The organism is Paraburkholderia atlantica (genome assembly GCF_009362785.1).
In the GTDB taxonomy this organism is placed as follows: Bacteria; Pseudomonadota; Gammaproteobacteria; order Burkholderiales; family Burkholderiaceae; genus Paraburkholderia; species Paraburkholderia atlantica.
On the sequence record NZ_WHNQ01000019.1, the window covers coordinates 135,702 to 160,428 of the forward strand.

A 24,727-nucleotide genomic window follows, 5' to 3' on the forward strand; every position below is an offset into this window, starting at 1 on the left:
TTCTCAGGTGGGTGTGACCAGTGCTTCGGTGATGCGTCGGGAAGTTTCGAGCAGCTGACGTGCGACCGCGCCATCCCACTCGACGTCGATCGAGCCTGACGAGCCGATCGCCGTCAACGCGAGTTGCATCCGTTGATCGCCATCGAACACCGGCACGCTCAGACTGCTGATGCCCGGACTCGGCGCATCGATGCCGCGTTCGATGCCGCGCGCGCGGATCTCATCGAAGCGTTTGCGCCACTCGGCGCTGACCGGCGCTTTGGCAGCGCGGCCGCGCGCTGGCGTCGGCTCCGCCGACTGCGCCTGGCTTCGCGCCATCTCCGCGACCTGCTCGGGCGCACAGAACGCGCAGAAGACGCGGCCCGTCGATGTCGCTTCGAGCGACATCACCGTGCCGATGTGCAGATTGACATGCAGTGGCGCACCGCTGCGCTCGTATCGAACGATGGTCGGTCCCTGCACGCCCGCCACGCAGATCGCCACGCAAAGACCGATCCGCTCCGCGAGCGCGGCGGCGTGGGGCGCCGCGATGCGATAGACGGGCTGCTGTTCGATATGCATGAGGCCGAGCCGCAGCGATAGCGGCCCCGGCTCGTAGTTTCCGGTTAGCGCGTCGCGCTTGACGAGGCCGAGGCGCGTCAGGCTCACCAGATAGGTATGCGCCTGCGCCGACGACAGTTGCGCCTCGCCGGCCAATTCGGTCAGCCCGAGCGGTTCGCGCTGTCGCGCCAGCGCCTGCAGCAGCCGGCCGCCGACCTCGACGCTTTGAATGCCCCGCTGTTTCTTTTCGCTTGTCGTATCAGCCATCGTGTTGTCCGACCTTGTCCGAAGGAGGTTCGGCCCGTTCGGTGTCGCCCGTGGAAGGCCTAGATGGTATCCGATCGGACCGTGCCGACCAACCAACAGAGTTTACCCCAGCTTAGTTAATGACAAGGTATTTTGTCATTGACAAATATCGACGCGACGACGACTATTAGTCATCCCCCAACGAGTCGTGAGACGGAGACAGACATGGCGAAGGCTTTCGCATCCCAGGCCGACCTGGAAGAAAAGAAGATCACGTGGACCCAATTGTCGGAAAACGCGTATGCGTACACGGCCGAGGGCGACCCTAACTCGGGCGTGATCATCGGCGACGACGGCGTGCTGATCGTCGACACCACCGCCACGCCTGCCATGGCGCAAGACCTGATCGCGAAGATCCGCAGCGTCACCGACAAGCCGATCAAATACGTCGTGCTGTCGCACTATCACGCGGTGCGGGTGCTGGGTGCGTCGGCGTACTTCAAGGAAGGCGCGCAGCAGGTGATCGCCAGCCGCGGCACTTACGAAATGATCGTCGAGCGCGGCGAAGCCGACATGAAGTCGGAGATAGAACGCTTCCCGCGCCTTTTCGCCGGCGTCGAAACGGTTCCCGGCCTGACGTGGCCGACGCTGGTGTTCGAAAAGGAAATGACGCTGTTTCTCGGCAAACTCGAAGTGCGCATCGCGCATCTCGGCTCAGGCCATACGAAGGGCGACACGATCGTCTGGCTGCCGTCGCAGAGGGTGTTGTTCTCGGGCGACCTGGTCGAGTACGACGCGGCCTGCTACTGCGGCGACGCGCAACTCGAACAATGGCCGGCAACGCTCGAAGCATTGCGCGCGCTGAACGCGGAGAAGCTGGTGCCGGGTCGCGGCCCTGCGCTGCTGTCGCCCGCCGAAGTGAACAAGGGCCTCGACTACACCAAAGACTTCGTCACCACGCTATTGCAGGCGGGCCGCGATGCATTCAGGGACAAGCTCGATCTGAAAGGCGCGATGGCGCTCACGCGCAAGGCGATGGACCCGAAGTTCGGCAATGTCTTCATCTATGAGCATTGCCTGCCGTTCGACGTGTCACGCGCCTACGACGAAGCGAGCGGCATCAGTCATCCGCGCATCTGGACCGCGCAGCGCGACAAGGAGATGTGGGACGCGTTGCAAAGCTGATCGCCCCACGCAATCCGGGAAAGACCGTCCGGTCTTTCCTTTTCCCCGTTCAAACCATGAAGGCGCGCTAGACGCCTCGGGCGCGCTCGTCTTCGCACAGGCGCGCTCCGCACCTGGAGCGAGACATGCAGCATTCCCTCGATGGCAACGCCATTGGCCACGCCGCGCCCGTCGCGAGCGACGATTCGATGTTCAGGAAGGTCGCGTGGCGCATCGTGCCGTTTCTGTTTCTTTGTTATGTCGTGTCGTTTCTGGACCGGATCAACATCGGCTTCGCGCAATTGCAGATGAAGCAAGATCTCGGCTTCAGCGACGCGATGTATGGACTCGGCGCAGCCGTGTTCTATGTCGGCTACGTGCTGTGCGAGGTGCCGAGCAATATCCTGTTGGCCAAATACGGCGCGCGTAAAACCTTCATGCGGATCATGCTGCTGTGGGGCATTGCGTCGATGTGCATGATGTTCGTGTCGAAGCCCGCGCACTTTTACGTTCTGCGCTTCATGCTGGGCGTGTTCGAGGCGGGCTTTTTCCCCGGCATCGTTCTGTACCTGACGTACTGGTTTCCGACCAGACGGCGCGCCGCCGTGATCTCGGTGTTTTTCGCGGGCGTGGCGGTCGCGGGCGTGCTCGGCGGACTATTCTCCGGCTGGATCATGCGCGACATGAGCGGCGTGCTGAACCTGTTCGGATGGCAGTGGATGTTTGCGATCGAAGGCGCACCAGCTGTGATTCTCGGACTGCTGTCGTGGCGCTTCCTGGTCGACAAGCCTCACAACGCGCGCTGGCTCACGCCGGCTGAAAAGGACCGGCTCGTCGCGCTGTGCGCGCAAGGCCAGGCGAGACACAGTGGGCATGACGGTCGCAGCTTCGCGGCGGCGTTGCTCAATCCGCGCGTCTATCTGTTCGCGTTCATCTATTTTTCGCTGACCTGTGCATCGCTGACGCTCAACTTCTGGATGCCGTTGATGATCCGTGATTTCGGCGTTCAGGATGTGGTTGCGATGAGTCTTTATACGGTGGTGCCGAATGCGATCGGCGCGCTAGGCCTGATTCTGATTGCGCGCCGCTCGGATCGAACCGGGGAACGGCGTAAGCATTTTGCTTTCTGCACGGTGGGCGGGGGTCTCGCGCTTGCGGCACTTACACTGCATCTGAGCAGCTTTGCTGCAATGCTGGGTATCTTGTCGCTGGCTGCCGTGTTGATTTTCGCGGCGCTGCCGATCTTTTGGTCAGTTCCTACCAGCTATCTGTCTGGTAATGCGGCTGCGTCGGGCATTGCCTTCATTAGCAGCATTGGCATCACCAGCGGCATCGTCAGCCCGTGGGTGATCGGGCAGATACGCACTGCGACGGGCAGTATGGATCTCGCGGTTTATATTCTTGCCGGGCTGCTTGTATTTAGCGGGGGCGCGTTGATGGCGGGCGTCAAAGGCGATGTGATGCGACGGTGATGCATGATCGACCGGTTGCCGCTGGCGTCGCAGCGTCAGCATGCGCGCCGCGAAACGCGCAGAGCACGAAGAACGACAGTCAAGCGAAGCGTTCAGGCACGGCTAATGCACATGACGACGACACCGGCCCCAACATCGAAAGGAAAAGCCATGTCCACCACGCCGTCCGCCATCAGGCATCCAGCCGGACATCCATCGAAGTTCGCACCCGCGAACGTCGAAGTGCTGAACCCGCTCCCGTATTGGGATGTCATGACGGGCGCGGGCGGCTGATGTGTGCCGCGCGATCGCCTGCCGTGTGGATGCACCGGTCGGATACCGGGATCGCGTTTTGACTTTTCCAACAAACCGCTCGTCCAACAGCTCGCGACTGATGGTCGCGCTCGTGCTGAGCGGATCGGCGCTATGGAGTGCCGATCCCGCTTGCGCGGTGTACGCGATCGCGCAATACGGCGAGCCCAAATATCCCGCCGATTTCAAGCACTTCGACTACGTCAATCCCGATGCCCCCCGTGACGGCACGCTCGTGCTCGCGAATCCAAACCGGCTGACCAGCTTCGACAAGTTCAACCCATTTACGCTGCGAGGCAATCCCGCACCGGGACTGGGACTGATGTTCGAAAGCCTGACGACCGGCAGCGCCGACGAAGTGGCGAGCGCTTATTGCCTGCTCGCCGATGACATCGATGTCGCCAAAGACGGCCTGTCGACAACCTTCCACATCAATCCAAAAGCGCGCTTCTCGAACGGCGATCCGGTCACCGCAGCCGACGTCAAGTTCTCGTTCGACACGCTAAAAAGTCCGCAGGCGCTGCCGCAGTTTGCGGTGTACTTCGGGCAAATCGCGCGCGCGGTGGTGATCGACCGGCTCACGATCCGTTTTGATTTCAAGGTCGCGACACGCGAAATGCCGTTGCTCGCGGGCGGAATTCCGGTTTTTTCGCACAAGTGGGGCATGCGGCCGGACGGCACGCGGATTCCCTTCGACCAGCTCGCGTTCGAGAAGCCGATTGCAAGCGGGGATTATCTGATCGATCGATACGACAGCGGCCGAACCATCAGCTACAAGCGCAACCCGAACTACTGGGGCGCGTCGCTACCGGTCCGCATGGGCACGCACAACTTCGCGCGCATCGATTACAAGCTGTATGCGGACGCGGTCGCGCAACTCGAAGCGTTCAAGGCGGGCGAGTACGATGTGCTCGTCGAACACACCGCGCAAAGCTGGGTGCGGCGCGATATCGGCAAGCGTTTCGACAGCGGCGAGCTGATCAAACGCGAGTTTCCTCATCACAACGGCGTGGGCATGCAGGGCTTTTTCATCAACCTGCGGCGGCCGCTCTTTCAGGACGTGCGCGTGCGCGAGGCGCTCGATCTCGCGTTCGACTTCGAGTGGCTCAACCGGCAGCTTTTCTACGATCAGTACAAGCGCACGGATAGCTTCTTCGTCAACACGGACCTGCAGGCCAAGGGCAAACCCAGTGAAGGCGAACTTGCGATTCTGGAGCCGTTGCGCAATGAACTCGATCCCGCCGTGTTCGGCGAGATGCCGCAACAGCCCGACACCGATCCGCCCGGATCGCTGCGCGCCAACCTGATCAAGGCGCGCGAGCTGCTGGCGCAGGCGGGCTGGACGTATCGCGACGGCGCGCTGCGCAACGCGAAGGGTCAGCCGTTCGTCTTCGAACTGCTCGGCGACACGGGCGGCGGCGTGTCGATGGAGCCGGTCGCCGCTGCCTTCGGCCGCAATCTACAGAAGCTCGGCATCACGATGAACTTTCGCACCGCCGATTTCGCGCTGATTCAAAAGCGCATCGACGCGTTCGACTTCGACATGACGACCGTGCGCCTGCCCGACGTGCAGGTGCCGGGCACCGAGCAGCTATCGCGTTTCGGCAGCCAGTACGCGGACGAACCTGGCTCCGATAATCTCGCGGGTGTGAAGTCGCCGGCCATCGACGCGATCCTGCGCAAGGTGCTGGGCGCGCAAACGGAGGAGCAACTCGTCGATGCGACACACGCGCTCGACCGCGTATTGATGAACGGCTATTACGTGATCCCGCACTGGTATTCCGCGGTTCATCGCATCGCATACCGGAACAGCCTCGCCTATCCGGCGAAGCTGCCGCTTTACTTCTCCGCCGACGAATGGGTTCTGTCGACGTGGTGGCGAAAGGCGGCTGGACCGAAACTTGCACGCCCTCCATGATTGGAGGACAACGATCATGAGCAGACTACTCTTTGCAATCATCGTATCGGTCGGGCTCGCGGGCTGCGTCGTCGCCCCGCCGCCGCCCAGCTATGGCTATGGGTATGCGCCAGCGCCCGCTTATGGCTATGCACCTGGGTACTACGTCGCACCGCCGTCGGTGAGCCTCGGCATCGGCATCGGCGGCTACTGGGGTGGCCATGGGGGCCATTGGCACGGTCATTGAATCAGACGATCCACGAGGGCTCTTCCAGCACCAGGGTAAACATCCATCCTCGCACGAAGTACTTCAAAATGGTTGGGGTACGGAGTATATTCGCGTTCAGCAGATATCTACTGAACGGAGGAGGACGTCATGCAATTTCATCTCAACGGTTTCCGGGTCGGCGATCCGACGATCGAGCCAGCCATCAGCAACGCGCATGCTGCGCAGATGCCCGAGAAGGTCGATGTGCTGATCGTCGGCAGCGGCCCTGCCGGAGTCGTGCTGGCGGCGCAGCTGTCGCAATTCCCGTCGATCAACACGCGCATCGTCGAGCGTCGCGACGGACCGTTGCAGATGGGGCAGGCCGATGGCGTAGCGTGCCGTACCGTCGAGATGTTCAATGCGTTCGGCCTCGCAGATCGCCTTCTGCAAGAAGCCTATTGGGTCAATGAAACGGTATTCTGGCGACCCGATGCAAATGACCGCGGCGCAATCAGTCGTACCGGCCGGGTTCAGGATACCGAAACGGGCCTTTCGGAATTTCCGCACGTCATCGTCAATCAGGCGCGTATCCAGGAGTATCTGCTCGACGTGATGCGTCGCTCCGCGCGCCGGATCGAACCGGACTACGGACTCGAACTGGTCGACGTTCAGCGCGACGATTCGAATGAATACCCGATGCTGGTCACGCTGCGGCGTACCGATCCCGCGCGTCTCGACGAGACCGTGACCGTGCGCGCGCGCTATGTAGTCGGTTGCGACGGCGCTCGCAGCCGGGTACGCACCGCCATCGGACAGACGCTACGCGGCGACGCGGCCAACCATGCATGGGGCGTGATGGATGCGCTGGCCGTCACCGACTTTCCGGACATCCGGCTGAAAGCGGCAATTCAATCCGCGAGCAAGGGCAACCTGCTGATCATTCCGCGTGAAGGCGGATATCTGGTTCGCTTCTATGTCGATCTCGGCGACGTCACCCCGGAGAATCGCGACAACCTCAAGCAGATCACGGTCGATCGCATCATCGAGACGGCGCAGAGCATCCTCCATCCCTATACGCTCGACGTCAAGGAAGTGGCGTGGTTCTCCGTCTACGAAGTCGGTCAGCGTCTCACCGACCGCTTCGACGACGCCATCGCAGCCGACGGCACTTCGCGCGAACCGCGCGTGTTCATCGCCGGCGACGCCTGCCATACGCATAGCGCCAAAGCGGGCCAGGGCATGAACGTGTCGATGCAGGACGGCTTCAATCTCGGCTGGAAGCTCGGCGCGGTGCTGGAAGGCCGTAGCGACGCCGATCTGTTGCGCACGTATTCGGACGAGCGCCAACCCATTGCGCAGGAGCTGATCGATTTCGACAAGGAATGGTCGGCAATGATGGCCGCTCCGCCGAAGGACCCCAACCGGCCCGAGGCAGGCGGTGTCGATCCCGCGGAGCTGCAGGCGTACTTCGTTCGCGCTGGCCGCTACACGGCTGGCGTCGCAACGCGCTACCGGCCCGCCACCCTGACTGGTGAAGCTACGCATCAGGCCCTCGCCAAGGGCTTTACGATCGGCACGCGCTTTCACTCGTCGCCTGTGGTTCGCCTCGCTGATGCAAAGCCGTTCCATCTCGGGCATGCCGCGCAAGCGGACGGCCGTTGGCGTCTGTACGCTTTTGCGGACGCGTCGGGTCGTGCGCTGAATGCGTTGTGCGAGCATCTCGACAAGTCGCCGGAATCCGTTTTGCGGCTCTTCACGCCGAAGGACGCCGACGTGGACAGCGTTCTCGATCTGCGCGCGGTGCTGCAACAGCCGCATCGCGAAGTCCGTCTCCAGGACATCCCCGCTCTGCTGCTGCCGCGCAAGGGTCGCCACGGCTTGATCGACTACGAAAAGGCATTTACGAGCGACGCGACGACTGATATCTTCGACGAGCGCGGCATCGATCGCGAACAAGGTGCACTCGTGGTGGTACGTCCCGACCAATACGTGGCCCATGTTCTCCCATTGAATGCGTACGCGGAGTTGAACGCCTTCTTCCGGCCCATCTTTCGCGCGCGTTAAACCATAACTAAATCCGACACTCCGAAATTGCCGATCAAACCTGAAGACGCCGGCGCGCTCCCCAAATTTACTGGCAGCCTGGTGCGCCGTGCCCAACAGCGCCATGCAGCGGTCTGGCTGAGCGAGGTGTCCGCGGAGATCACGAGCGTGCAGTACGCGGCGCTCGAGGTCTTGCACGAGACACCCGGCGTCAGTCAGCGGCAACTCGGAGACAAACTCGATGTGGATCGTTCGACGATCGCCGATCTCGTTGCTCGCATGGTGCGCAATGGCCAGATCGAGCGCGCCGACGATCCTGTCGACAAGCGCAGTTATGTGCTGTATCTCACCGCTGCCGGTAAGAAGCAGCTTGCGGCCTTGCGTCCGCGCGTCGAGCAGGTCGAGCGCATTCTCACTGAAAGGCTGACGGCAAGCGAATTGGCGCAGTTGCGCCGCTTGCTTGCGGCACTGTTGCCGCCGCAGGTTTGATGCGCTTACCGCTTCGATAAGCCCGTCGGTCGAACTGTTGTCAAAGCCTGCCCGGTCGAGGGTCGGGCACGAAGCCATCCCGGTTCGGCATGCGGATAGCGGCGAGCGAATGCGCGTCGAGACGCGTATCGTCCGGCACGATGCCGTTGCGGTTCAAGATCCACGCGCTGAGCGCGTACACCTCGTCCGCGCTCAGCGACTGCGGCGCGTTGTACGGCATCGCCCGGCGGATGTAGTCGAACAGCGTCGTCGCATACGGCCAGTAGCTGCCAACGGTGCGCTTCGGATTCGCGGTCGCGAGCGTGCCCGCACCGCCGATCAGCTGATCGCCGATCAACCCCTCGCCTTTCACGCCATGACAGGCCGCGCATTTCGCCGCGAAAATGCGGCCACCCGTGGCGACGTCGCCGCTGCCGTTGGGCAGGCCGGGGCCGTCCGGCGCGACGTCGATATTCCATGCGCTCAGATCGGATTCGCTGACAGGCTTGCCGATCGCGTCGACGGAAGCGCGCCAGCGCGCCTGCGCAGCAGCGGCAGACTGCGCGGCGCGCGTTGCATCGAATGAAGATGAGCAGCCTGCGAGCAGACTGCTAGCCGTGACCCATGCCAGCAGAGCGCGCATCGTTTTCGATTTCGAAGCACCGAACCTCACAGGTTCACGCATTTTTAACGCTCCCATCGGCTTCGATGCGCCACTGCTGGATGCCGTTGTAGTGATAGTTCGAGTTCAGTCCACGCGCCGCGACGAGCGCCTCGCGCGTCGGTTGAACGTAGCCGGTCGAATCCGTCGCGCGCGACAGGATGGCGGTCGGCGCGCCATTCCACACGAAGCCGGCCTGGAAGCGGGTCAACGCGCGATCGCGCGCGGGCTCGTCGAGCACTGCCGTCTGCCATGTCGCCCCACTGTCGGTCGATACCTCGACCTTGCGGATCGCTCCGCGCCCCGACCACGCGAGCCCGACGATCGGATAGAAGCCCTGCGCCGTCAGCCGCTGTCCGGCGGACGGCCGCGTGATCACCGACTTCGCGTCCATCTCGAACACGAACTGCCGCGCGCGGCCATCGGGCAGGATGCCCGTGTATTTCGACGTTTCTTCGCGCGTCTGCAGCGGCGCATCGACGACTTTCAACCGCCGCAGCCATTTCACGTTGGTATTGCCCTCGAAGCCCGGCACCAACAGACGCAGTGGATAGCCGTTCTCCGGCCGCAGGCGTTCGCCGTTTTGCGCATAGACGACGAGCGCGCGCTCGAGAATCCGCTCGAGCGGCAAACTGCGCGTCATCGCGGCGGCGTCCGCACCTTCGGCAAGCAGCCATTGCGGCGTTGCGCCGTCGCGGGTCACCGTGCGTCCGCCGACGGCTTCGAGCAGCGTCGACAGCCTGACGCCCGTCCACTCGCAACACGACAGCAGGCCGTGCGTGATCTGCACAGGCAGCCCGCTCGGTCCTTTCCACTCGCTCGCCGTGTTGCCCGAACACTCGAGAAAATGAATGCGCGACTCCGATGGCAGGCGCATCAGATCGTCCATCGTGAACAGCTTCGGCTCGCGCACGAGACCGTGAATCACGAGTCGGTGCGCATCGGGGTCGAGATCGGGCACCCCCGCGTGATGCCGCTCATAGACGAGCCCATTCGGCGTGATCGAGCCATGCAGATCCGCAAGCGGCGTCAACGACGATGCGGCGCCCGGCATCGGCCATGCCCGAGCGGCACGGCGAATCACGTTCGACTCGCGCGGCGACGGCAGCCCGTACGGATGCTCGAGAATCGGCGCGCCGGGGGACTGTGTCCACGGATCGACGCTCAGCGGCTTTAACAGCGTCGCGGCCTTCAGATTCGGCGCGGCCAACGCGGACAGCGCAAGACCGCCCAACAGGCGGCGTCGCGGCGACGCGGGTTTCGACGCATCGTGCGCGTCGCTAGTGATACGTGGATGTCCCGACATGCTCGTGCCGGCGAGGCGGCCTGGGTTGATCGACAAGCGCACGAGTATAGGTAGTGTGCGCGCCCCGATCAAAGCCGATTGCGACTAAGGTTATGACGGCCGGCGATATGCCGCGCGGTGCGTCGTGGCCGCGCTTCCGCAGGCGAGCACAACCCCTCCTACGACACCGTCAATCCGGTGCGATTTCCGCGATCACGCTAAACGATTCGAGCGTATAGCCCATATTGAAGTAACCCGCGCGCGCGTAAGTCGCAATGCGCTCGAGGCGCTCGGGATCGTCGCGCGGCTGGTCACGATCGCCCCGCTGCCGCACGGCTTCGAAGGAGCCGGACACAGCCCGCCGATAGAACGATGCGAGGTTCAATGACATCGTGCGCCTCCTGGTGATGGCATTCATCGAATCTAGTCAGCGGCGCGCGCTTGCGCAAACATGCATTTGTGCAATGCTTTGCGCCGCCGATGCAATGGTGGTCCGGCGGTGCCGACGAAACGGCTCGTCCGCTTACGCTCAACCGCGATAACGATAGTGCTCGATATTATTTGTGCACTAACGAGCGCCTCTCTACGATCTCCGGACCTTCACTTCGATCGCATTCCAATCATGACTACGACCAAAGCACTCAGGGCCGCACTCCTGTCGGTTCTCGTTACATGCGGCATCGTCAGCGCGCAACCGGCGCTCGCGGCAGGACAAACGGTGCGAGTCGGCATCATGTCCGGCGAGGACGAAGACGTGTGGCGCGCGGTCGCCGCCAACGCGGCCAGGAAGGGCATCACCGTCAAGATCACGACCTTCTCCGACTATACGCAGCCGAACGAAGCGCTGGCCGAACACGACCTCGATGCGAACTCGTTCCAGCACAAGCCCTATCTCGATGCGCAGATCTCCGCGCGCCACTATCAGATCGTGCCCGTCGGCTATACCTACGTGCAGCCGATCGGTCTCTACTCGCGCAAGGTGAAATCGGTCGCGGCGCTGCCGCAGAACGCGACGATCGGCGTGCCGAACGATCCGAGCAATGAAGGCCGCGCGCTGCTTCTGCTGCAGGCGAATGGGCTGATCAAGCTGCGCCCCGACGTCGGCCTGCTGCCGACCGCGCGCGACATCGCGGACAATCCGAAACACATCCAGATCAAGGAGCTCGACGCGGGCATCGTCGGCCGTGCGATCGGCGACCTCGACGCTGCGGTCGTCAATACCGACTGGGCGATCAAGGCGGGCATCAAGATTCCGCAGGAACGCATCGCGCAGGAGAAGGTGCCGGGCAACCCGTATCGCAACTTCATCGCGGTCAACGCGAAAGACGCGAACGCTGCGTGGGTGAAGACGATCGTCGACAGCTATCAGCAGGCCAACGTCGCGTCGGCGATCCTGACCGTCTATCACGGCGCCACGCTGCCGGCATGGGATGGCGCGCCGCAGCATTGACGTGACGCACGAATCACGCACGACTCGAGCGGCGGCGCTTCGGCCGCCGCGCATGCTGCCTTCTTCATTACCCTCCTCATCGTATCGCCCGTCATGTCCATTACCAGAGCGTTCCACGACCGCCGCACTTTTCTGAAACTTTCGCTCGGTGCCGCGGCGGCCGCGGCAGCGCCGCTTTCGTTCGCGCAAGGTAACGCGCGCACGTTGCGCGTCGGCAACCAGAAGGGTTATCTGAATCTGCTGAAGGGCCGGGGTACGCTCGAGAAACGGCTCGCGCCGCTGAACGTATCCGTCACATGGACCGAGTTCGCGGCGGGCCCCGTGCAACTGGAAGCACTGAACGTCGGCTCGATCGATTTCGGCGACGTCGGCGAAGCACCGCCGATCTTCGCGCAGGCCGCTGGCGCACCGTTGGCCTATGTAGCGGCGACCGACAAGCGGCCGCAGTCGGAAGCGGTGCTGGTGCCGCCGCAATCGACGATTCGCTCGGTCGAGGACCTGAAGGGCAAACGGATCGCGCTCAACAAAGGCAGCAACGTCCACTACTTTCTCGTCAAGCTGCTGCGTCAGCATGGCCTGCAATACGGCGACGTAAAGCTAGTGTTCCTCGCGCCGGCCGATGCACGCGCCGCGTTCGAGCGCGCGTCGATCGATGCGTGGGTCATCTGGGACCCGTTCTTCGCCGCGGCAGAGCATGCGCTCGGCGCGCGCGTGATTGCGGATGCAAGCGGCGTGGTCGGCAATCGCGCGTTCTACTTCTCGTCGCAGAGTTATGCGGCGAACAATCCCGACGTGATCCGCATCGTGATCGAAGAGCTCGACAAGGTCGATCAGTGGGGCAAGCAGAACAAGGATCAGCTGGCGAGCGAACTCGCGCAGCTATGGGGTCTGCCGAAACAGGTCGTGGACGCGGCGGTGCAGCGTCAGCAGTTCGGCACGCAGCCGATTACCCGCGCGATTCTCGGCGAGCAGCAACAGATCGCCGATACGTTCCTCGATCTCGGCCTGATTCCGAAGCACGTCGACGTGCTGAAGGCGGCGCCTTCAAATCTCGCGTAGGCGCACCGGCGGCGCAACGACGCCGCACCCGCGTCAACGCTCGGAGACCGGCCGCGTTGGGGTAGCCTGTTGTTCCTGCGGGGCGTCGCTGTACTCCGTCATGCGCCGCACCGAACTCACGCAGGCCGCGACCAACGCGAGCGCCGCGCCAATGCCGGCAATCAGCGTCAGTTGCGGGCCATGCACGAGCCCGAACACAATGGATACCACCACCGCGCCGCTCGACTGACCAAGCAGACGACCCATCGCTTGCAGGCCGGACGCTCCGCCGCTGCGATGCCGCGGCGCACTGCCGATGATCACGCGATTGTTCGGCGACTGAAAGATCCCGAAGCCGAGGCCGCAGACCGCGAGCCGCCACACGATGTCGAAACGCGTCGCCGTGTCCCCGAGCTGGCAGAGCATCGCGAGTCCGCAGCCGAACACGACTAGCCCGACGCTGCTGATGCGGCCAGGCGCCCAACGATCGGACAGCCGGCCCGCGACCGGGGCGATCAACGCGGTCATGAGCGGCCACGGTGTCATCAGAAAGCCGGTTTGTGTTTCCGACAGCCTCAGCGTCTGCTCGAAATAGAACGGCAGCACGATGTACGCCATCGTCTGTGCCGCGAACGAGCAGATCGACGTCGCCATCGACAATGAAAACACCGGCATGCGCAGCAGGTCGATCGGCAGCATCGGCTTCGCGAGCCGGCTTTCGCGTCGCACGAACAGCACGCCGGCCACCAGTGCGAGCGCGACCATCACGGCGCCGCGCTGCGTCGCCCCAGGCTGGTTGAAAGCCGCGAGACCCGAGATCAGCAGGCCGAAGGTGAGCGCGTTGAGCAGGACGCTCACGCTGCTCAGGCGAGCGCCCGAAGTCGGTGTCATCGGCAAAGTGCGCGCACCGATCGACAGCGCCAGCGCGCCGAGCGGCACGTTGACGAGGAACAGCCACTGCCAGTGGGCGACCGACAGAATCGCCGACGCGATGCTCGGCCCCGCCGCCGACGAAACCGCCACCACCAGCGACGACAAACCTACGCCGACGCCAAGCCGTGCCTTCGGAAAAACGAAGCGCACCAGCGCGATACTCACGCTCATGATGCCGCCCGCGCCGAAGCCCTGAAACACGCGAGCGACCGCCAGCACCAGCAGCGTGTGCGCATTCGCACAGGCGAACGACGCCAGCGTGAAGAGCACGAGTCCGCAGCAGTAGACGCGCTTGTAGCCGAGGCTGTCGCCGAGCACCGCGAGCGGCAGCAAGGACACCGTGATCGCCAACTGATACGCATTGACGACCCAGATCGCATTCGCGGGCGACACAGCGAGGTCGTTGCTGATGGTGGGGAGCGCGACGTTGACGATCGAGGTGTCGAGCACCGACATCGTCATCGCGATGGCGATCGCGAGGTACGCAAACGCACGTTGGGGATTGGGCAGGCCGTCGGTCATGGTGCAAGCGGGTCGAAAGAAAATACGGGCGACGGCGTGCCGCGCGGCTGCCGTCGCGGGTGCATTGTTGCAACTCTGACTCGCGGGAGCAAGGTTGCACCCGATACCGGATGGATGGCTACCCGGCTCGTCTCCTCCGCGGCCTTGCGATTCGCGAGCGCGTGCGTGCATTCGAGCGCCCGTCAGGCATGGCACGTGCAGCATCTGAACCGGGGCGCGGTTGACCTTACTGCCCCGCACGTTGTAAACCTGTAGAAATCGTCGCCGCTATCAGCGTCGGCGAGGCACGCATGAAAACGAAACGCCCTTTTTTCACGATCGGCCACTCGACGCGTCCGTTGCAGGAATTCGTCGACTTACTGAAAGGCGAACAGATCGCCTTGCTGGTCGACGTGCGCAGCATCCCGCGCTCGCGGACCAACCCGCAGTTCAATCGCGACACGCTGCCCGCCTCGCTCTCAGCCGAACATATCGACTACGTGCATCTCGCCGCGCTCGGCGGACGCCGCAGCAGGCGCAAGGACGACACGCCGTCGCCGAATGCGTACTGGACGCATCCGGCCTTTCGCAACTATGCCGACTATGCAATGAGCGACGCGTTCCGCGAAGGACTGGCGCAACTACTGGCGCTCGGTCATCGGCAGCGCTGCGCGATCATGTGCTCGGAAGCGGTCTGGTGGCGCTGCCACCGGCGTATCATTACGGACTATCTGCTGATGCACGATGAAACCGTGCTGCACATCATGGACGCGCAACACACGAACGCCGCCACGATGACGCCGGGCGCCGAGCCTCAGGCCGACGGCACGCTGATCTATCCGGCTGAGGCGCAGAACTGAGCCGACTCACGACACGACTGCACGCCAGTCACCCCGCACCGCTTTATGGCTGTTACCACCAAACGTACGTCGAAACACGACACGTCGCTCGACACGCTGCTTCACGATATCCGCGCCTGCACGCTGTGCGCCCCCATGCTGCCGCACGCGCCCCGACCCGTGCTTGCGGCGTCCACGCGCTCGCGTATTCTGATCATCGGCCAAGCACCGGGCGCGCGCGTGCATGCGTCCGGGGTGCCGTGGAGCGACGCGAGCGGCGCGCGCCTGCGCACATGGCTCGGCGTCGACGACACGACCTTCTACGACGCGTCCAGGTTCGCCATCGTGCCGATGGGCTTCTGTTTTCCCGGTCGCGGTGCGAGCGGCGACCTGCCGCCCCGTCCCGAGTGTGCCAGCCGCTGGCATCGCGAATTGCTCGCACGGATGCGTTCGGTGAAATTGACGCTGCTGATCGGACAATACGCGCAGCGCTTTGGTCTCGGCGACGCGTTCGGCCCGACCTCGACCGATACGCTCGTCAGGTGGGCCGAGTTTGGACCGCATGTGATGCCGCTGCCGCATCCGTCACCGCGCAATGTCGCGTGGTTCAAGCGCAATCCGTGGTTCGAAGGCGAAGTGTTGCCGACTTTGCGCGCGCACGTGGCGACGGTGTTGGCAGGCGGGGAGCTTTGAGCGCCGCGCATCGCGAAGCCGTGGCTGCGTGCTGTCTGCTGCAGCGCGCCACCCGGTGCCACGCCGTGCGTTCGCCAGTCCGCCGACAGCGGCGCTGACCACCCATTTCACCCCGTCGGGTGCCCTAACCACACGTTCGTGACCCCGCCGTCCCACTCTTCGGACTGGTGCGGGTATACATGGATTAGGCGGTGCAACCGCACTGCACTAACATTTTTGCGGTACCGCACGGCGCGTATCGAGCGCCTCGAATCGGGGTTGCACGTCGCCACGCCAAAGTCTCGCGCTGCCCAGCGCACTCCCGGTGCCTTCCAGCATCTGCACACGATCGACGCAACGTCGACCGCATCGACCAACGAAGACAAGAATCGGAGGATGAGATGGCACAGCAACGGGATGACAACCAGCAACAAGGCAACAACTCTTTCAATCCGGCGCGGCGCGGGCTGATGCAGGGCGCCGGACTCGGCGCCGCGCTTTCGCTGATGGGCGCGCTAGGCGGCGCGGGCGGGCTGATCGGTAGCGCGCAGGCGGCGGAGTCGGCGTTTCCGTCGCACAAGAAGTGGAAGATCGTGTTCGTCAATCACGTCACGACCAACCCGTTCTTCGTGCCCACCCAGTACGGCATTCAGGATGCCTGCTCGCTGCTCAACATGGACTATCAGTGGACCGGCTCGGCCACCTCCGACGCTGGCGAAATGGTCCGTGCCGTCAACTCGGCGATCGCCGCGAAGGCCGACGCCATCGCGGTGCCGATCGTCGATCCGAGCGCTTTCGACAAGCCCATTCAGGCCGCGCTCGACGCCGGTATTCCAGTGTTCGCCTATAACGCCGACGCGCCGCGTGGCAAAAAGAATCCGCGCCTCGCCTATATCGGCCAGGACCTGTATCTGTCGGGCTACCAGATGGGCGAGCGCATCGTGAGCCTGATCGACAGCGGCATGGTCGCGCTGTTCATTGCGACGCCGGGGCAGCTCAACATCCAGCCGCGTATGGACGGGGCGAGCGACGCGATCAAGAAGTCCGGCAAGAAGATCGACATTCAGACCGTGGCCACGGGCGCAACCGTCAACGAGGAGTTGTCGAAGATCAAGGCGTTCTATCTCGGTCACCAGGACCTGAAGGGCATGTTCGCCGTGGATGCGGGCAGCACCCAGGGCGTCGCGCAGGTGATGAAGGAATCGAACCTGCCCGCGAAGGGCGTGCACGGCGGCGGCTTCGACCTGCTGCCGACCACGATCCAACTGATCCACGAAGGCTACCTCGACTTCACCATCGACCAGCAGCCGTACGTTCAGGGTTTCTATACGGTGATGCAGGCGTTCGTGTTCCTCAGCTCGGGAGGCCTCGTCGGGCCGGCCGAAATCAACACGGGCCTGAAGTTCGTGACCAAGGAGAACGTCGAGCCCTACCTCAATACCTCGACGCGCTTCGAAGGCAAGACCGATAAGCAGCAAATCGTCCCGCGGTCCGGCGCAATCAAGTCCTGATGAATACAGTGAACGAAACCAGCAACACCGAAGCAGTCCGCGCGCCCCGGCGCGCGGGCGTTTCATTCGCGTCTCAATGGGCGGCCGAGCTGCGCATCCTGCTCGTGGCCGTGCTGCTGGCCGCCTACTTCGAATTCGCGAACCACGATTTCCTATTCACCAACGCGAGCCTCGTCAACCTGTCGCAGTTCATCGCGCCGGTGGCGATCATTGCGTTCGGCGAAATCATGTTGATGATCGGCGGCGACATCGATCTGTCGGCGGGCATGGTGTTCGCGTTCGCGCCATTCATGATGGTGTTCGCGAATGACGCGGGCGCGCCGATGTGGCTCGCCGTGATCGCGGGGCTCGTGGCGGCGGGAGTGGTCGGCTTCGTGAACGGGGCGGTGACGGTGTGGCTGCGGCTGCCCTCGTTCGTTACGACGCTCGGCACGCTCTTTCTGATCAACGGCATCACGCTCACGATCTCGCGCGGCACGCCCGCCCCCACGCCTGGCTCGCCCGCATTCGCCGCGGTGATGGGCGCATGGGGCTACAGCGAGATCATCTGGACCCTGGTGATCGCCTTCGCGATGCACGTGCTGTTGCGGCATACACGCTGGGGCCTGCATACGCAGGCCGCAGGTGCGAATCCGCTCGGCGCGAGCGAGGCCGGCATTCATGTGAAGCGGCTGCGCCTCGGCAACTTCATCCTTGCCGCGGTGCTGGCGGGGTTCACCGGCATGCTCGAAGCCTTTCGCATTACCTCGATCGACCCGCAGGCGGGCGGCAATCAGATCATGTTCCTTGCCGTGGCCGCGGCCGTGATCGGCGGCACGCCGCTGACGGGCGGTTCGGGCACCATCGTGGGCGGGCTCATCGGCGCGGCCGTGCTCGGTATTCTCAACGACGGATTTACGCTGATCGGCATCAACGCGTTCACGTTCAACATCATTCTTGGCGCCGCGATTCTGGCGGCGATGATCTTCAACATCCACGTCGGGCGCATTCGCCGCAAGGGTGGACGCTGATGGACCAATCGCAAACCTCCTCCGCGGGCGTGAATGCCACCTCCGCTGCGCTCGGCGCGGCGAACGCGCCGCTCGCGCTGCGCGGCGACAACCTCGTCAAGCGCTTCGGCGCGGTGACGGCGCTCGACGGCGTCTCGCTCACGCTCGGCAAAGGCGAGATCCTCGGCATATTGGGCGACAACGGCGCGGGCAAGTCTACGCTCGTGAAAATTCTCACGGGCTTTCATCAGCAAACGAGCGGCACACTCCACATCGACGGCGAGGAGACGCTGTTGCGCTCGGTCGATCATGCGCGCTCGCTCGGCATCGAATGCGTATATCAGGATCTCGCGCTCGCGAATTCGCTGAGCATTTACCACAACATGTTCCTGAATCGCGAAATCGTGCGGCGCGGGCCGTTCAGGCTGCTCGACCACAAGCAGATGCGCGAGCGCGCGGCGCAATGCCTCGACGATATCGGCGTGCACGTGCCTTCGGTGGATTTGCCCGTGGAGCGCCTTTCGGGCGGGCAGCGCCAGGCGATCGCCGTGGCGCGCGCCGTGCATTCGAACGCGAAGATCCTGTTGCTCGACGAGCCGCTCGCCGCGATGGGCGCGCGCGAGGCGGGGCTCATCATCGACCTGCTGATGCGCCTGAAGGAAAAAGGCGGCCTGTCGATCATCATGATCATGCACAACTATGCGCAGACGCTCGATATCGCGGATCGCATCATGTTGATGCAGCGAGGCCGCGTGACCTACGAGCAACAGAGCGCGCTGACTTCGGTCGCGGAACTGATGGACATCGTGCAGCGGGAATACCGGGCCATGCGCTCCAGCGGCGCGCAGTGAGCCCGCTACCGTTGACCAGGATCAGAAATCGATCTTCGCGTTCACGCTGACCATGCGCGGATCGCCCGGCGCGATGTAGTCCGTGTACTGGAACATCCAGTAGCGGCGATTCGTGATGTTGTCGATCGCCGCGCGCAGCGTCACGTCGTGCCCACCGATGCGCGTCAAATAGTTCGCTCCGACGTTGACGATCATGTAGCCGCCCGTCTGCAGGTCGCCAGCCGGACGCACTTTCGTACTGCTCGTAAACTTCGCGTCCGCGCCGAGCTGCAGGCCCGGCACGGCGGGCACGTCGTAGGTCACGCGGCCGGCGGCGACGAATAGCGGCGCTCCGGCCACCCGGTTGCCGTTATAGGCCTGTCCTTTCGCGTACCAGGTGTCGAGCAGCATCAGGTTGCCGGTCACCTGCCAGTTGCGGCCGAGGCGCACACTGCTGCCCGCCTCCAGACCTTGGTAAATCGAGTTGCCGTCCTGCACGTAGACATTCTGGCTGTTCGCGTACGCAGCCCCGCGTTCGATGCGGAACAACGCAGCCGTCGCCGCCCAGCGCTCATGCTCGCTCTTGATGCCGACCTCGTACTGACGCGAGCGCAGCGGACGCAGCAGCGCGCCGGCGTTCGCATAGATGTCGGCCACCATCGCGCCCTGCTCGAGCGACTCCACGTAGCTCGCGTAAAGCGTGGTGTGCGGCTCGAGCTTGTACATCAGCGCGACGGTCGGCGTCAGCACACCGTTCTGCCCGTACGAAGACGACAGCGAACCGTTGATGTTGTACGACTGCTGATCGTAGTTCGTGTAGCGCAGGCCCGCGAGCAGCGACCAGCGATCCGTCAGCTGGATCGTGTCGCTCGCGAATAGCGCCTTCTGCGTGATCTCGTTCGCGCGATATTTGTCGAGACCGGCGCCCGAATAGTAGCGCCACGGGTTTGGCTGATACAGGTTGCCGTTGCCCAGCGTGAAGTAGTACGAGACGGCGCTGTAGTCGTTCGTCTGGTACTGCCACGACGCGCCGAGCGCCAGTTGATGCGTGAAGATGCCCGTCTTCACCGTGCCTTCGAATACGCCCTGCCAGTAGATGTCCTGGTGACCTTCGTCGCCGTTCCAGCGGCTGTCGGTGTAGTCGCCGGCCTGGTTCAACAGCGTCAGCGTGCTTTCATTGCGGTCGCGCGACGACTTGCTGTAGCTCGCCGACGTGTTGAACGACCAGTTCGGCGTGATCTGATACCTGACGCCCGCCGTGTACAACTGCAGGTTCGTGTTCAGATGCTGATCGGTGCCGCCGAGCAGATTGGTGCCGCCGCTGATTGGCGCGGGCAGGCTCGTGCCCGTAAGGCTGCCCGTGTAGATCGCGGGGGTCTGGCCGCTCGAGCGGCTTTGCTGATAGATCGCGTCGAAATAGACGTCGAGGTCGCGCGTCAGGCGGCCGTCGAGCGACACCGCCAGCGAATTGCGATTGATGTCACCCGCGTTGTAGGTCTTGCCGGCCTCGTGCGTGTAGTTGACGCGCGCGCCGAACATGTCGTCCGGACCGAAGCGCCGGCTCAGGTCGACGTGCTGGCTGAACACGCTGTCCATCCGGTAGCCGGCCGACACGCTCGTCACCGGCTGATCCGCCGGCGTCTTCGTCACGTAGTTGACGACCCCGCCCGGCTGCACGAAACCGTACATGAAACCGCCAAGGCCCTTCAGCAGTTCGACGCGTTCGAGGTTTTCATAAGGCATCGTGATGCCGTACGAGATGAACGGATTGCCGTTGATGCGAAAGCCGTTCTGCCAATCGATCGGCAGGCCGCGAATCGAGATGTACGTGGCCCACGCGTTATACGCATTGGTGCTGTCGGTGACCGATGCGTCGACCGCGAACACGTCGCCGAGCTTGTTCGCCTGACGGTCGGCTAGCTCCTCGCCGGTCACGACGGTGGTCGAGAACGGCGTGTCGAGCTGCGAACGCGTACCCAGCGCGCCGACCGACACGGGCGTGCGCAAGTGCATCGGCGAATCCGTCTGGGCGGCCGCGTTGACGTTGACGGCCGGCAGCGCCTGCTCGCCGCCGCTAGCGGCGGTCGCCGTCGCGCCAGGACTACTGGCTGGCGCCGCGGTTTCCCCGTTCGCAACGCTCTGCGCAAAAGCGGATTGCGCGGCGCCGGCAAAGGCCAGCCAAACCGCAATCTGCATGGGACGATGGAGTGTGACCCTTGTTGGACGTTTGGTTTTTTGATTCTTCATGTCTACCAGCGAGCAAGCGCCTCTGTCGGTTGTAAATGCGATTGATTCGCATTCATGAGGCGCGATGGTAGCAAAGGCTTTTGCCTTTTGAAAGCATTACGGTGGGATTCGAATCGCTTGCGGTGGTGACGGCGCAACACAAGGGCGCGCCCCGCGTGGGATGCACGGCTAAAACGAGTGTGGGCCGATGAAGCCCCACTGGACGGAGGGTTTCTGGCCGAGGACTTATCGAAGTCGGCGAGGCCGGCGGGCGTTCCGCTGGAATCCGCTGAGGTTACTCAACGAGCGCGCTGCCTTCCGTGGCGAAGAAGCTGCTGGACGCCGTGCGGCGGGAATACCGGACCATGCGCGCCGGCTGTGCCAAGCTGGAGCCGATCGTTTCCCAAACGGCACACAGAGGGCCGTTATAGCGAATCAGGAGGCGCTCCGATGTCTCGACAATGCGGACCGATGATGGATGTCCTCGTTCGCCGGCGACGCACTCTCAGCCGATACAGTTACGCGTCCTTCCAATGACAGCCGCAGGACGAGAAACATGATCAACGGCGACACCGGCGAAAGATGACGCAGGAATGATCCGTAGTCCGGCTCGAAAATAGCTTGCGTTGAAAGGAAACTGACGAGAAAGCAAAAACACAGCGTCTCGAATCGGCCCACCGGAAATAGCGTCGCAGCCGAGCGATAACGCGAGAACACAGTCGCAAAGGTGAAAAACACGCCAATGCCGCCCAGCATTTGCAACGGAGAACCCGACGTAATCAACCGCACCGGCAAAACGAAGGTCGCCAACGTGATGGCGACGTTCGCCACGCCAACGAACATACTGCTGCCCGGAATGAACTGTACGATCATCGACCCCACTTCCTCTGGGTCCCGCCACTCATTGGCATTCTGTCTCGCGAAATCCAGTGACTCGCCATAGGCCTTCTGGAACACGAAGGCGACAATCACAAACAGAGTCAGTGCGAAAAGGATCAATGAAATCGGCTTTCTGAAGCCATTTGGTGTTAAATAAAGAAAAACGGTCGCGGCAAGCGTAATAGCCCAGTACGATCTGAAGTACACGGCTACCAGCGTCGCCAGAACTACAAACAAAGCCAATATCGCGCGCGACGAGTTGTAAAACAGCAACAACAGAACCGCAATAGAAATAACAACTTCTTTTGACGGAACGCCGATGTAGACGGTCTGATTGACGAGCCAGAAGGCGACCAGAAAGAACTCGGTCGGCTTCAGCGAAGTAACACCAGATCGCCAGATGGCGACAAACATGCCGATGGTCGACGCCAGAAAGCCCGCCAAAGAAATGGAGAAACTCTCGAGGCCAAAAAAGTTGAATAACCACGCGAGATTGTCGAATGAGTCGCCAAACGCCTTGAAAGCCGTGACGGTCTTCATCCGGTCGAAGATCACCAGTTCATCCAACAGAAACCGCGCCGGCAACGTACTATCATGAAACGCGGAGATGGCATACAGCGCGATGAATAGAATGAACCAGACCGCGGCCGACACGCCTGGACTCGCATTCCTGCCGATGATGCCGGGGAGTTTTACAATGCGCATTCTCTTTCCCTGATCGACTCGCCTGTCACGGCGCTTCAAAGCTAGGTTGGCGATTCAAATAAGCGTCCGGGCCCTTTCCGATCTTGAGCGCCTGGTAAGTACCCACGCTTGCCACGATCGTTCCACAGACGCTGAGCAGAACAAGCGATTGAATGAAACCGACGCCCAGGAAATGAGCCGTCGCAAAGATCAGAAAAATCGATACGGCATTGACCATTTGAATCATCAAGTCGATCTTCTGTCGGTTCGCGACGATGAATACCTGCGCCATCGAGCCGTAGATCGCCATCGTGATGAAATAGGGAATAAAGATCAGGTACACGGACATCGACGGTTCCCATTCGTCGCCCATCTTCACGTGGATAATGAGGCTAAGGCCTGCATAGCACGCTGCCACGAGAGAAATGCTGATCAACGTCAGCATCGTAAAAAACTGCTTCGAAGGATTCACTCCGCCTTTTCTGTGGCCATCGAAATAATCGATCAGATCGCGGCGGAAGACGGCGCCCAGACTTTGCGACAAGAGGGACGCAGGGAAGTAACCCACCCGATACGCCAACGCAAAGATGCCAGCGTCACGATGATCGAAGATCATCGGCATCAGGATCGCAGACGCATAGATCACGAATGAATTCAGCGTAGTGGTCGGTATGCCAAATTTTGCATACTGAATCTGGATCGCAGAGAACCTAAGGAAGGACACCGGGATCATCTGGCGGGCCGAATAAAGACAGATCGCGGCCGGCACAACCGACGAGGCCAGAAAAATCCAGCTATAGATGTTGAATACGGTGGTGCCACTGACCTCGCCTTTCGAAAACATCATCATGCAGAGAAAGTAGACGGCGAACGCGGCATTGGGAAAGAACCGGATCGTCGCGATCTGCGTGTACTTTCTTTCGGTGGTGAGCGCTCCGCACAACGCCTGTTGCAGGAATACGCCAAGTGCCAAACCGATAACAGGTATGTATTCCGTGTGCCCGGCTATTGCGGTAGCCACCACGAGCGCTACGCCGATCATGATGGCTACCGCGCTGGAACTCGTCATCGCCCGGACGGCTTGCGCCTTGTCCGCTGCCATGCATGCGACCTCCAGACGCAAGCCGATCACCGACCCGATAAAGAGACCACCAGCCATCAGCTGGCTGAAGTAGCCGAGAGCCGTCGGTCCGCAAAACTTCCCGATCAAAAGAATTGAAACGAAATTTAGCGCCTGACTCAGCACCACTCCAGCGACACTTACTATCGAATGTTTGATATTCACAATTTATCTGCGTCGAAGTCCGGGTGAATTTTTTCTTCGCTCCACACGACGATGGCCGTCGTCCGAAAGCTAGTCTTTCTGTGTCTTCCCGCTGGCGGGCAATGCGTCGAGATAGGAAGCATTGCGATAGAGGCCGGCGCGCGCGCCCAGACTATAGCGATAGACATCCGTGTCGATCGCATTGAAGATCACACCCTTCACCCGGGCATTCGCCTGCTTGAGTTGCTTGGTCGCTTCCTGCACCTGCGCAATGGAAGTCGTCTCGAAGCGCGTCACCAGCAACACGGTGCCGCAGCTATCCGCAAGCGCGGTCGCGTCGGAGACCGCGAGCACGGGCGGCGTGTCGATCAGCACGATATCGTAGTCGCTCGTCTTCGCGAGGAACTGCTGCATGCGCTCGCTCACCAGCAGCTCGGCCGGGTTCTCCGGGATCGCGCCGCGCGCAACGAAGTCCAGGCCCGGGCGCACGTCACGCTTGATCACCGAGTCGGACGGCACCTCCGACGACAGATAGTCGGCCAGGCCCGGTGTCGAGTCGAGGCCGAAGTACTGCTCCAGATGGCCTTTGCGCAGGTCCGCATCGATCAGCAACACCCGCTTGCCGGCCGCCGCGAC

General features: G+C 62.5%; 23 protein-coding genes. 14 read left to right on the plus strand and 9 right to left on the minus strand.

What is annotated here, in order from left to right:
• Positions 1–3 precede the first annotated feature (3 nt).
• On the minus strand, positions 4–807 hold the full coding sequence (locus GCT19_RS24980) for an IclR family transcriptional regulator (RefSeq protein ID WP_152853399.1): 804 nt from the start codon (positions 805–807) through the stop codon (positions 4–6).
• A 204-nt stretch (positions 808–1,011) separates the two neighbouring features.
• Between GCT19_RS24980 and GCT19_RS24985 the strand changes: the two genes are divergently transcribed.
• The 7 genes from GCT19_RS24985 (at position 1,012) to GCT19_RS25010 (ending at position 8,350) form a co-directional block, all read left to right on the plus strand.
• Positions 1,012–1,971, plus strand: a complete 960-nt coding sequence (locus GCT19_RS24985) for an MBL fold metallo-hydrolase (protein WP_152853400.1) — start codon at positions 1,012–1,014, stop codon at positions 1,969–1,971.
• A 125-nt stretch (positions 1,972–2,096) separates the two neighbouring features.
• Positions 2,097–3,422, plus strand: a complete 1,326-nt coding sequence (locus GCT19_RS24990; RefSeq protein WP_152853401.1) for an MFS transporter — start codon at positions 2,097–2,099, stop codon at positions 3,420–3,422.
• A 150-nt stretch (positions 3,423–3,572) separates the two neighbouring features.
• Complete coding sequence (locus GCT19_RS44430; protein ID WP_013094243.1) at positions 3,573–3,695, plus strand: hypothetical protein; 123 nt, start codon at positions 3,573–3,575, stop codon at positions 3,693–3,695.
• A 100-nt stretch (positions 3,696–3,795) separates the two neighbouring features.
• The gene (locus tag GCT19_RS24995) at positions 3,796–5,631 is read left to right on the plus strand and encodes an extracellular solute-binding protein (RefSeq protein WP_152853424.1); all 1,836 of its coding nucleotides are present in this window, start codon (positions 3,796–3,798) and stop codon (positions 5,629–5,631) included.
• A 16-nt stretch (positions 5,632–5,647) separates the two neighbouring features.
• Positions 5,648–5,857: a hypothetical protein gene (locus tag GCT19_RS25000; protein WP_013094241.1), complete on the plus strand. Its 210-nt coding sequence runs from the start codon at positions 5,648–5,650 to the stop codon at positions 5,855–5,857.
• Positions 5,858–5,986: 129 nt separating this feature from the next.
• On the plus strand, positions 5,987–7,882 hold the full coding sequence (locus GCT19_RS25005; RefSeq protein ID WP_018436751.1) for an FAD-binding monooxygenase: 1,896 nt from the start codon (positions 5,987–5,989) through the stop codon (positions 7,880–7,882).
• 27 nt (positions 7,883–7,909) lie between these two features.
• On the plus strand, positions 7,910–8,350 hold the full coding sequence (locus GCT19_RS25010; RefSeq protein ID WP_152853402.1) for a MarR family winged helix-turn-helix transcriptional regulator: 441 nt from the start codon (positions 7,910–7,912) through the stop codon (positions 8,348–8,350).
• 40 nt (positions 8,351–8,390) lie between these two features.
• Here the strand turns inward: GCT19_RS25010 and GCT19_RS25015 are convergent, their stop codons facing one another.
• The 3 genes from GCT19_RS25015 to GCT19_RS25025 all read right to left on the minus strand — a co-directional run bounded on the left by GCT19_RS25015 (position 8,391) and on the right by GCT19_RS25025 (position 10,666).
• Complete coding sequence (locus tag GCT19_RS25015) at positions 8,391–9,014, minus strand: c-type cytochrome (RefSeq protein ID WP_152853403.1); 624 nt, start codon at positions 9,012–9,014, stop codon at positions 8,391–8,393.
• The gene (soxC, locus tag GCT19_RS25020; protein ID WP_152853404.1) at positions 9,007–10,296 is read right to left on the minus strand and encodes a sulfite dehydrogenase; all 1,290 of its coding nucleotides are present in this window, start codon (positions 10,294–10,296) and stop codon (positions 9,007–9,009) included. Before soxC ends, GCT19_RS25015 begins: the two co-directional genes overlap by 8 nt.
• 169 nt (positions 10,297–10,465) lie before the next feature.
• Entirely contained in the window at positions 10,466–10,666 is a 201-nt protein-coding gene (locus GCT19_RS25025; protein WP_018436754.1) for a hypothetical protein, read from the minus strand.
• A gap of 231 nt (positions 10,667–10,897) precedes the next feature.
• Between GCT19_RS25025 and GCT19_RS25030 the strand changes: the two genes are divergently transcribed.
• Both GCT19_RS25030 and GCT19_RS25035 read left to right on the plus strand, forming a co-directional pair.
• Positions 10,898–11,725, plus strand: coding sequence for a MetQ/NlpA family ABC transporter substrate-binding protein (locus GCT19_RS25030; RefSeq protein ID WP_018436755.1), 828 nt, complete (start codon positions 10,898–10,900; stop codon positions 11,723–11,725).
• A gap of 93 nt (positions 11,726–11,818) precedes the next feature.
• Positions 11,819–12,784: a sulfonate ABC transporter substrate-binding protein gene (locus tag GCT19_RS25035; RefSeq protein WP_152853405.1), complete on the plus strand. Its 966-nt coding sequence runs from the start codon at positions 11,819–11,821 to the stop codon at positions 12,782–12,784.
• Between the two features lie 33 nt (positions 12,785–12,817).
• Here GCT19_RS25035 and GCT19_RS25040 read toward each other — a convergent pair whose 3' ends face one another.
• Positions 12,818–14,218, minus strand: a complete 1,401-nt coding sequence (locus GCT19_RS25040) for an MFS transporter (RefSeq protein WP_152853406.1) — start codon at positions 14,216–14,218, stop codon at positions 12,818–12,820.
• 290 nt (positions 14,219–14,508) lie between these two features.
• Between GCT19_RS25040 and GCT19_RS25045 the strand changes: the two genes are divergently transcribed.
• The 5 genes from GCT19_RS25045 to GCT19_RS25065 all read left to right on the plus strand — a co-directional run bounded on the left by GCT19_RS25045 (position 14,509) and on the right by GCT19_RS25065 (position 19,059).
• Positions 14,509–15,057, plus strand: coding sequence for a DUF488 domain-containing protein (locus GCT19_RS25045; RefSeq protein ID WP_152853407.1), 549 nt, complete (start codon positions 14,509–14,511; stop codon positions 15,055–15,057).
• 45 nt (positions 15,058–15,102) lie between these two features.
• Positions 15,103–15,729: a uracil-DNA glycosylase family protein gene (locus GCT19_RS25050; RefSeq protein WP_018436759.1), complete on the plus strand. Its 627-nt coding sequence runs from the start codon at positions 15,103–15,105 to the stop codon at positions 15,727–15,729.
• 380 nt (positions 15,730–16,109) lie between these two features.
• On the plus strand, positions 16,110–17,219 hold the full coding sequence (locus GCT19_RS25055) for a sugar ABC transporter substrate-binding protein (RefSeq protein ID WP_152853408.1): 1,110 nt from the start codon (positions 16,110–16,112) through the stop codon (positions 17,217–17,219).
• Complete coding sequence (locus GCT19_RS25060) at positions 17,219–18,229, plus strand: ABC transporter permease (protein WP_018436761.1); 1,011 nt, start codon at positions 17,219–17,221, stop codon at positions 18,227–18,229. The genes GCT19_RS25055 and GCT19_RS25060 overlap by 1 nt, the downstream gene beginning before the upstream one ends.
• A complete protein-coding gene (locus GCT19_RS25065) occupies positions 18,229–19,059 on the plus strand; it encodes an ATP-binding cassette domain-containing protein (RefSeq protein ID WP_018436762.1) in 831 nt (276 codons plus the stop codon). The genes GCT19_RS25060 and GCT19_RS25065 overlap by 1 nt, the downstream gene beginning before the upstream one ends.
• 21 nt (positions 19,060–19,080) lie before the next feature.
• Here GCT19_RS25065 and GCT19_RS25070 read toward each other — a convergent pair whose 3' ends face one another.
• The 4 genes from GCT19_RS25070 to GCT19_RS25085 all read right to left on the minus strand — a co-directional run.
• Positions 19,081–21,234 carry a TonB-dependent siderophore receptor gene (locus GCT19_RS25070; RefSeq protein WP_152853409.1) on the minus strand — a complete coding sequence of 718 codons (2,154 nt, stop codon included), beginning with the start codon at positions 21,232–21,234 and terminating at the stop codon, positions 19,081–19,083.
• Between the two features lie 465 nt (positions 21,235–21,699).
• Positions 21,700–22,848 (minus strand): hypothetical protein, encoded by a 1,149-nt coding sequence (locus GCT19_RS25075; RefSeq protein WP_018436764.1) that lies wholly within the window; start codon positions 22,846–22,848, stop codon positions 21,700–21,702.
• 25 nt (positions 22,849–22,873) lie between these two features.
• The gene (locus GCT19_RS25080; protein WP_321576868.1) at positions 22,874–24,112 is read right to left on the minus strand and encodes a lipopolysaccharide biosynthesis protein; all 1,239 of its coding nucleotides are present in this window, start codon (positions 24,110–24,112) and stop codon (positions 22,874–22,876) included.
• Positions 24,113–24,181: 69 nt separating this feature from the next.
• Positions 24,182–24,727: tyrosine-protein kinase family protein (locus GCT19_RS25085; RefSeq protein ID WP_152853410.1), on the minus strand; the 546-nt coding region annotated here is incomplete at its 5' end.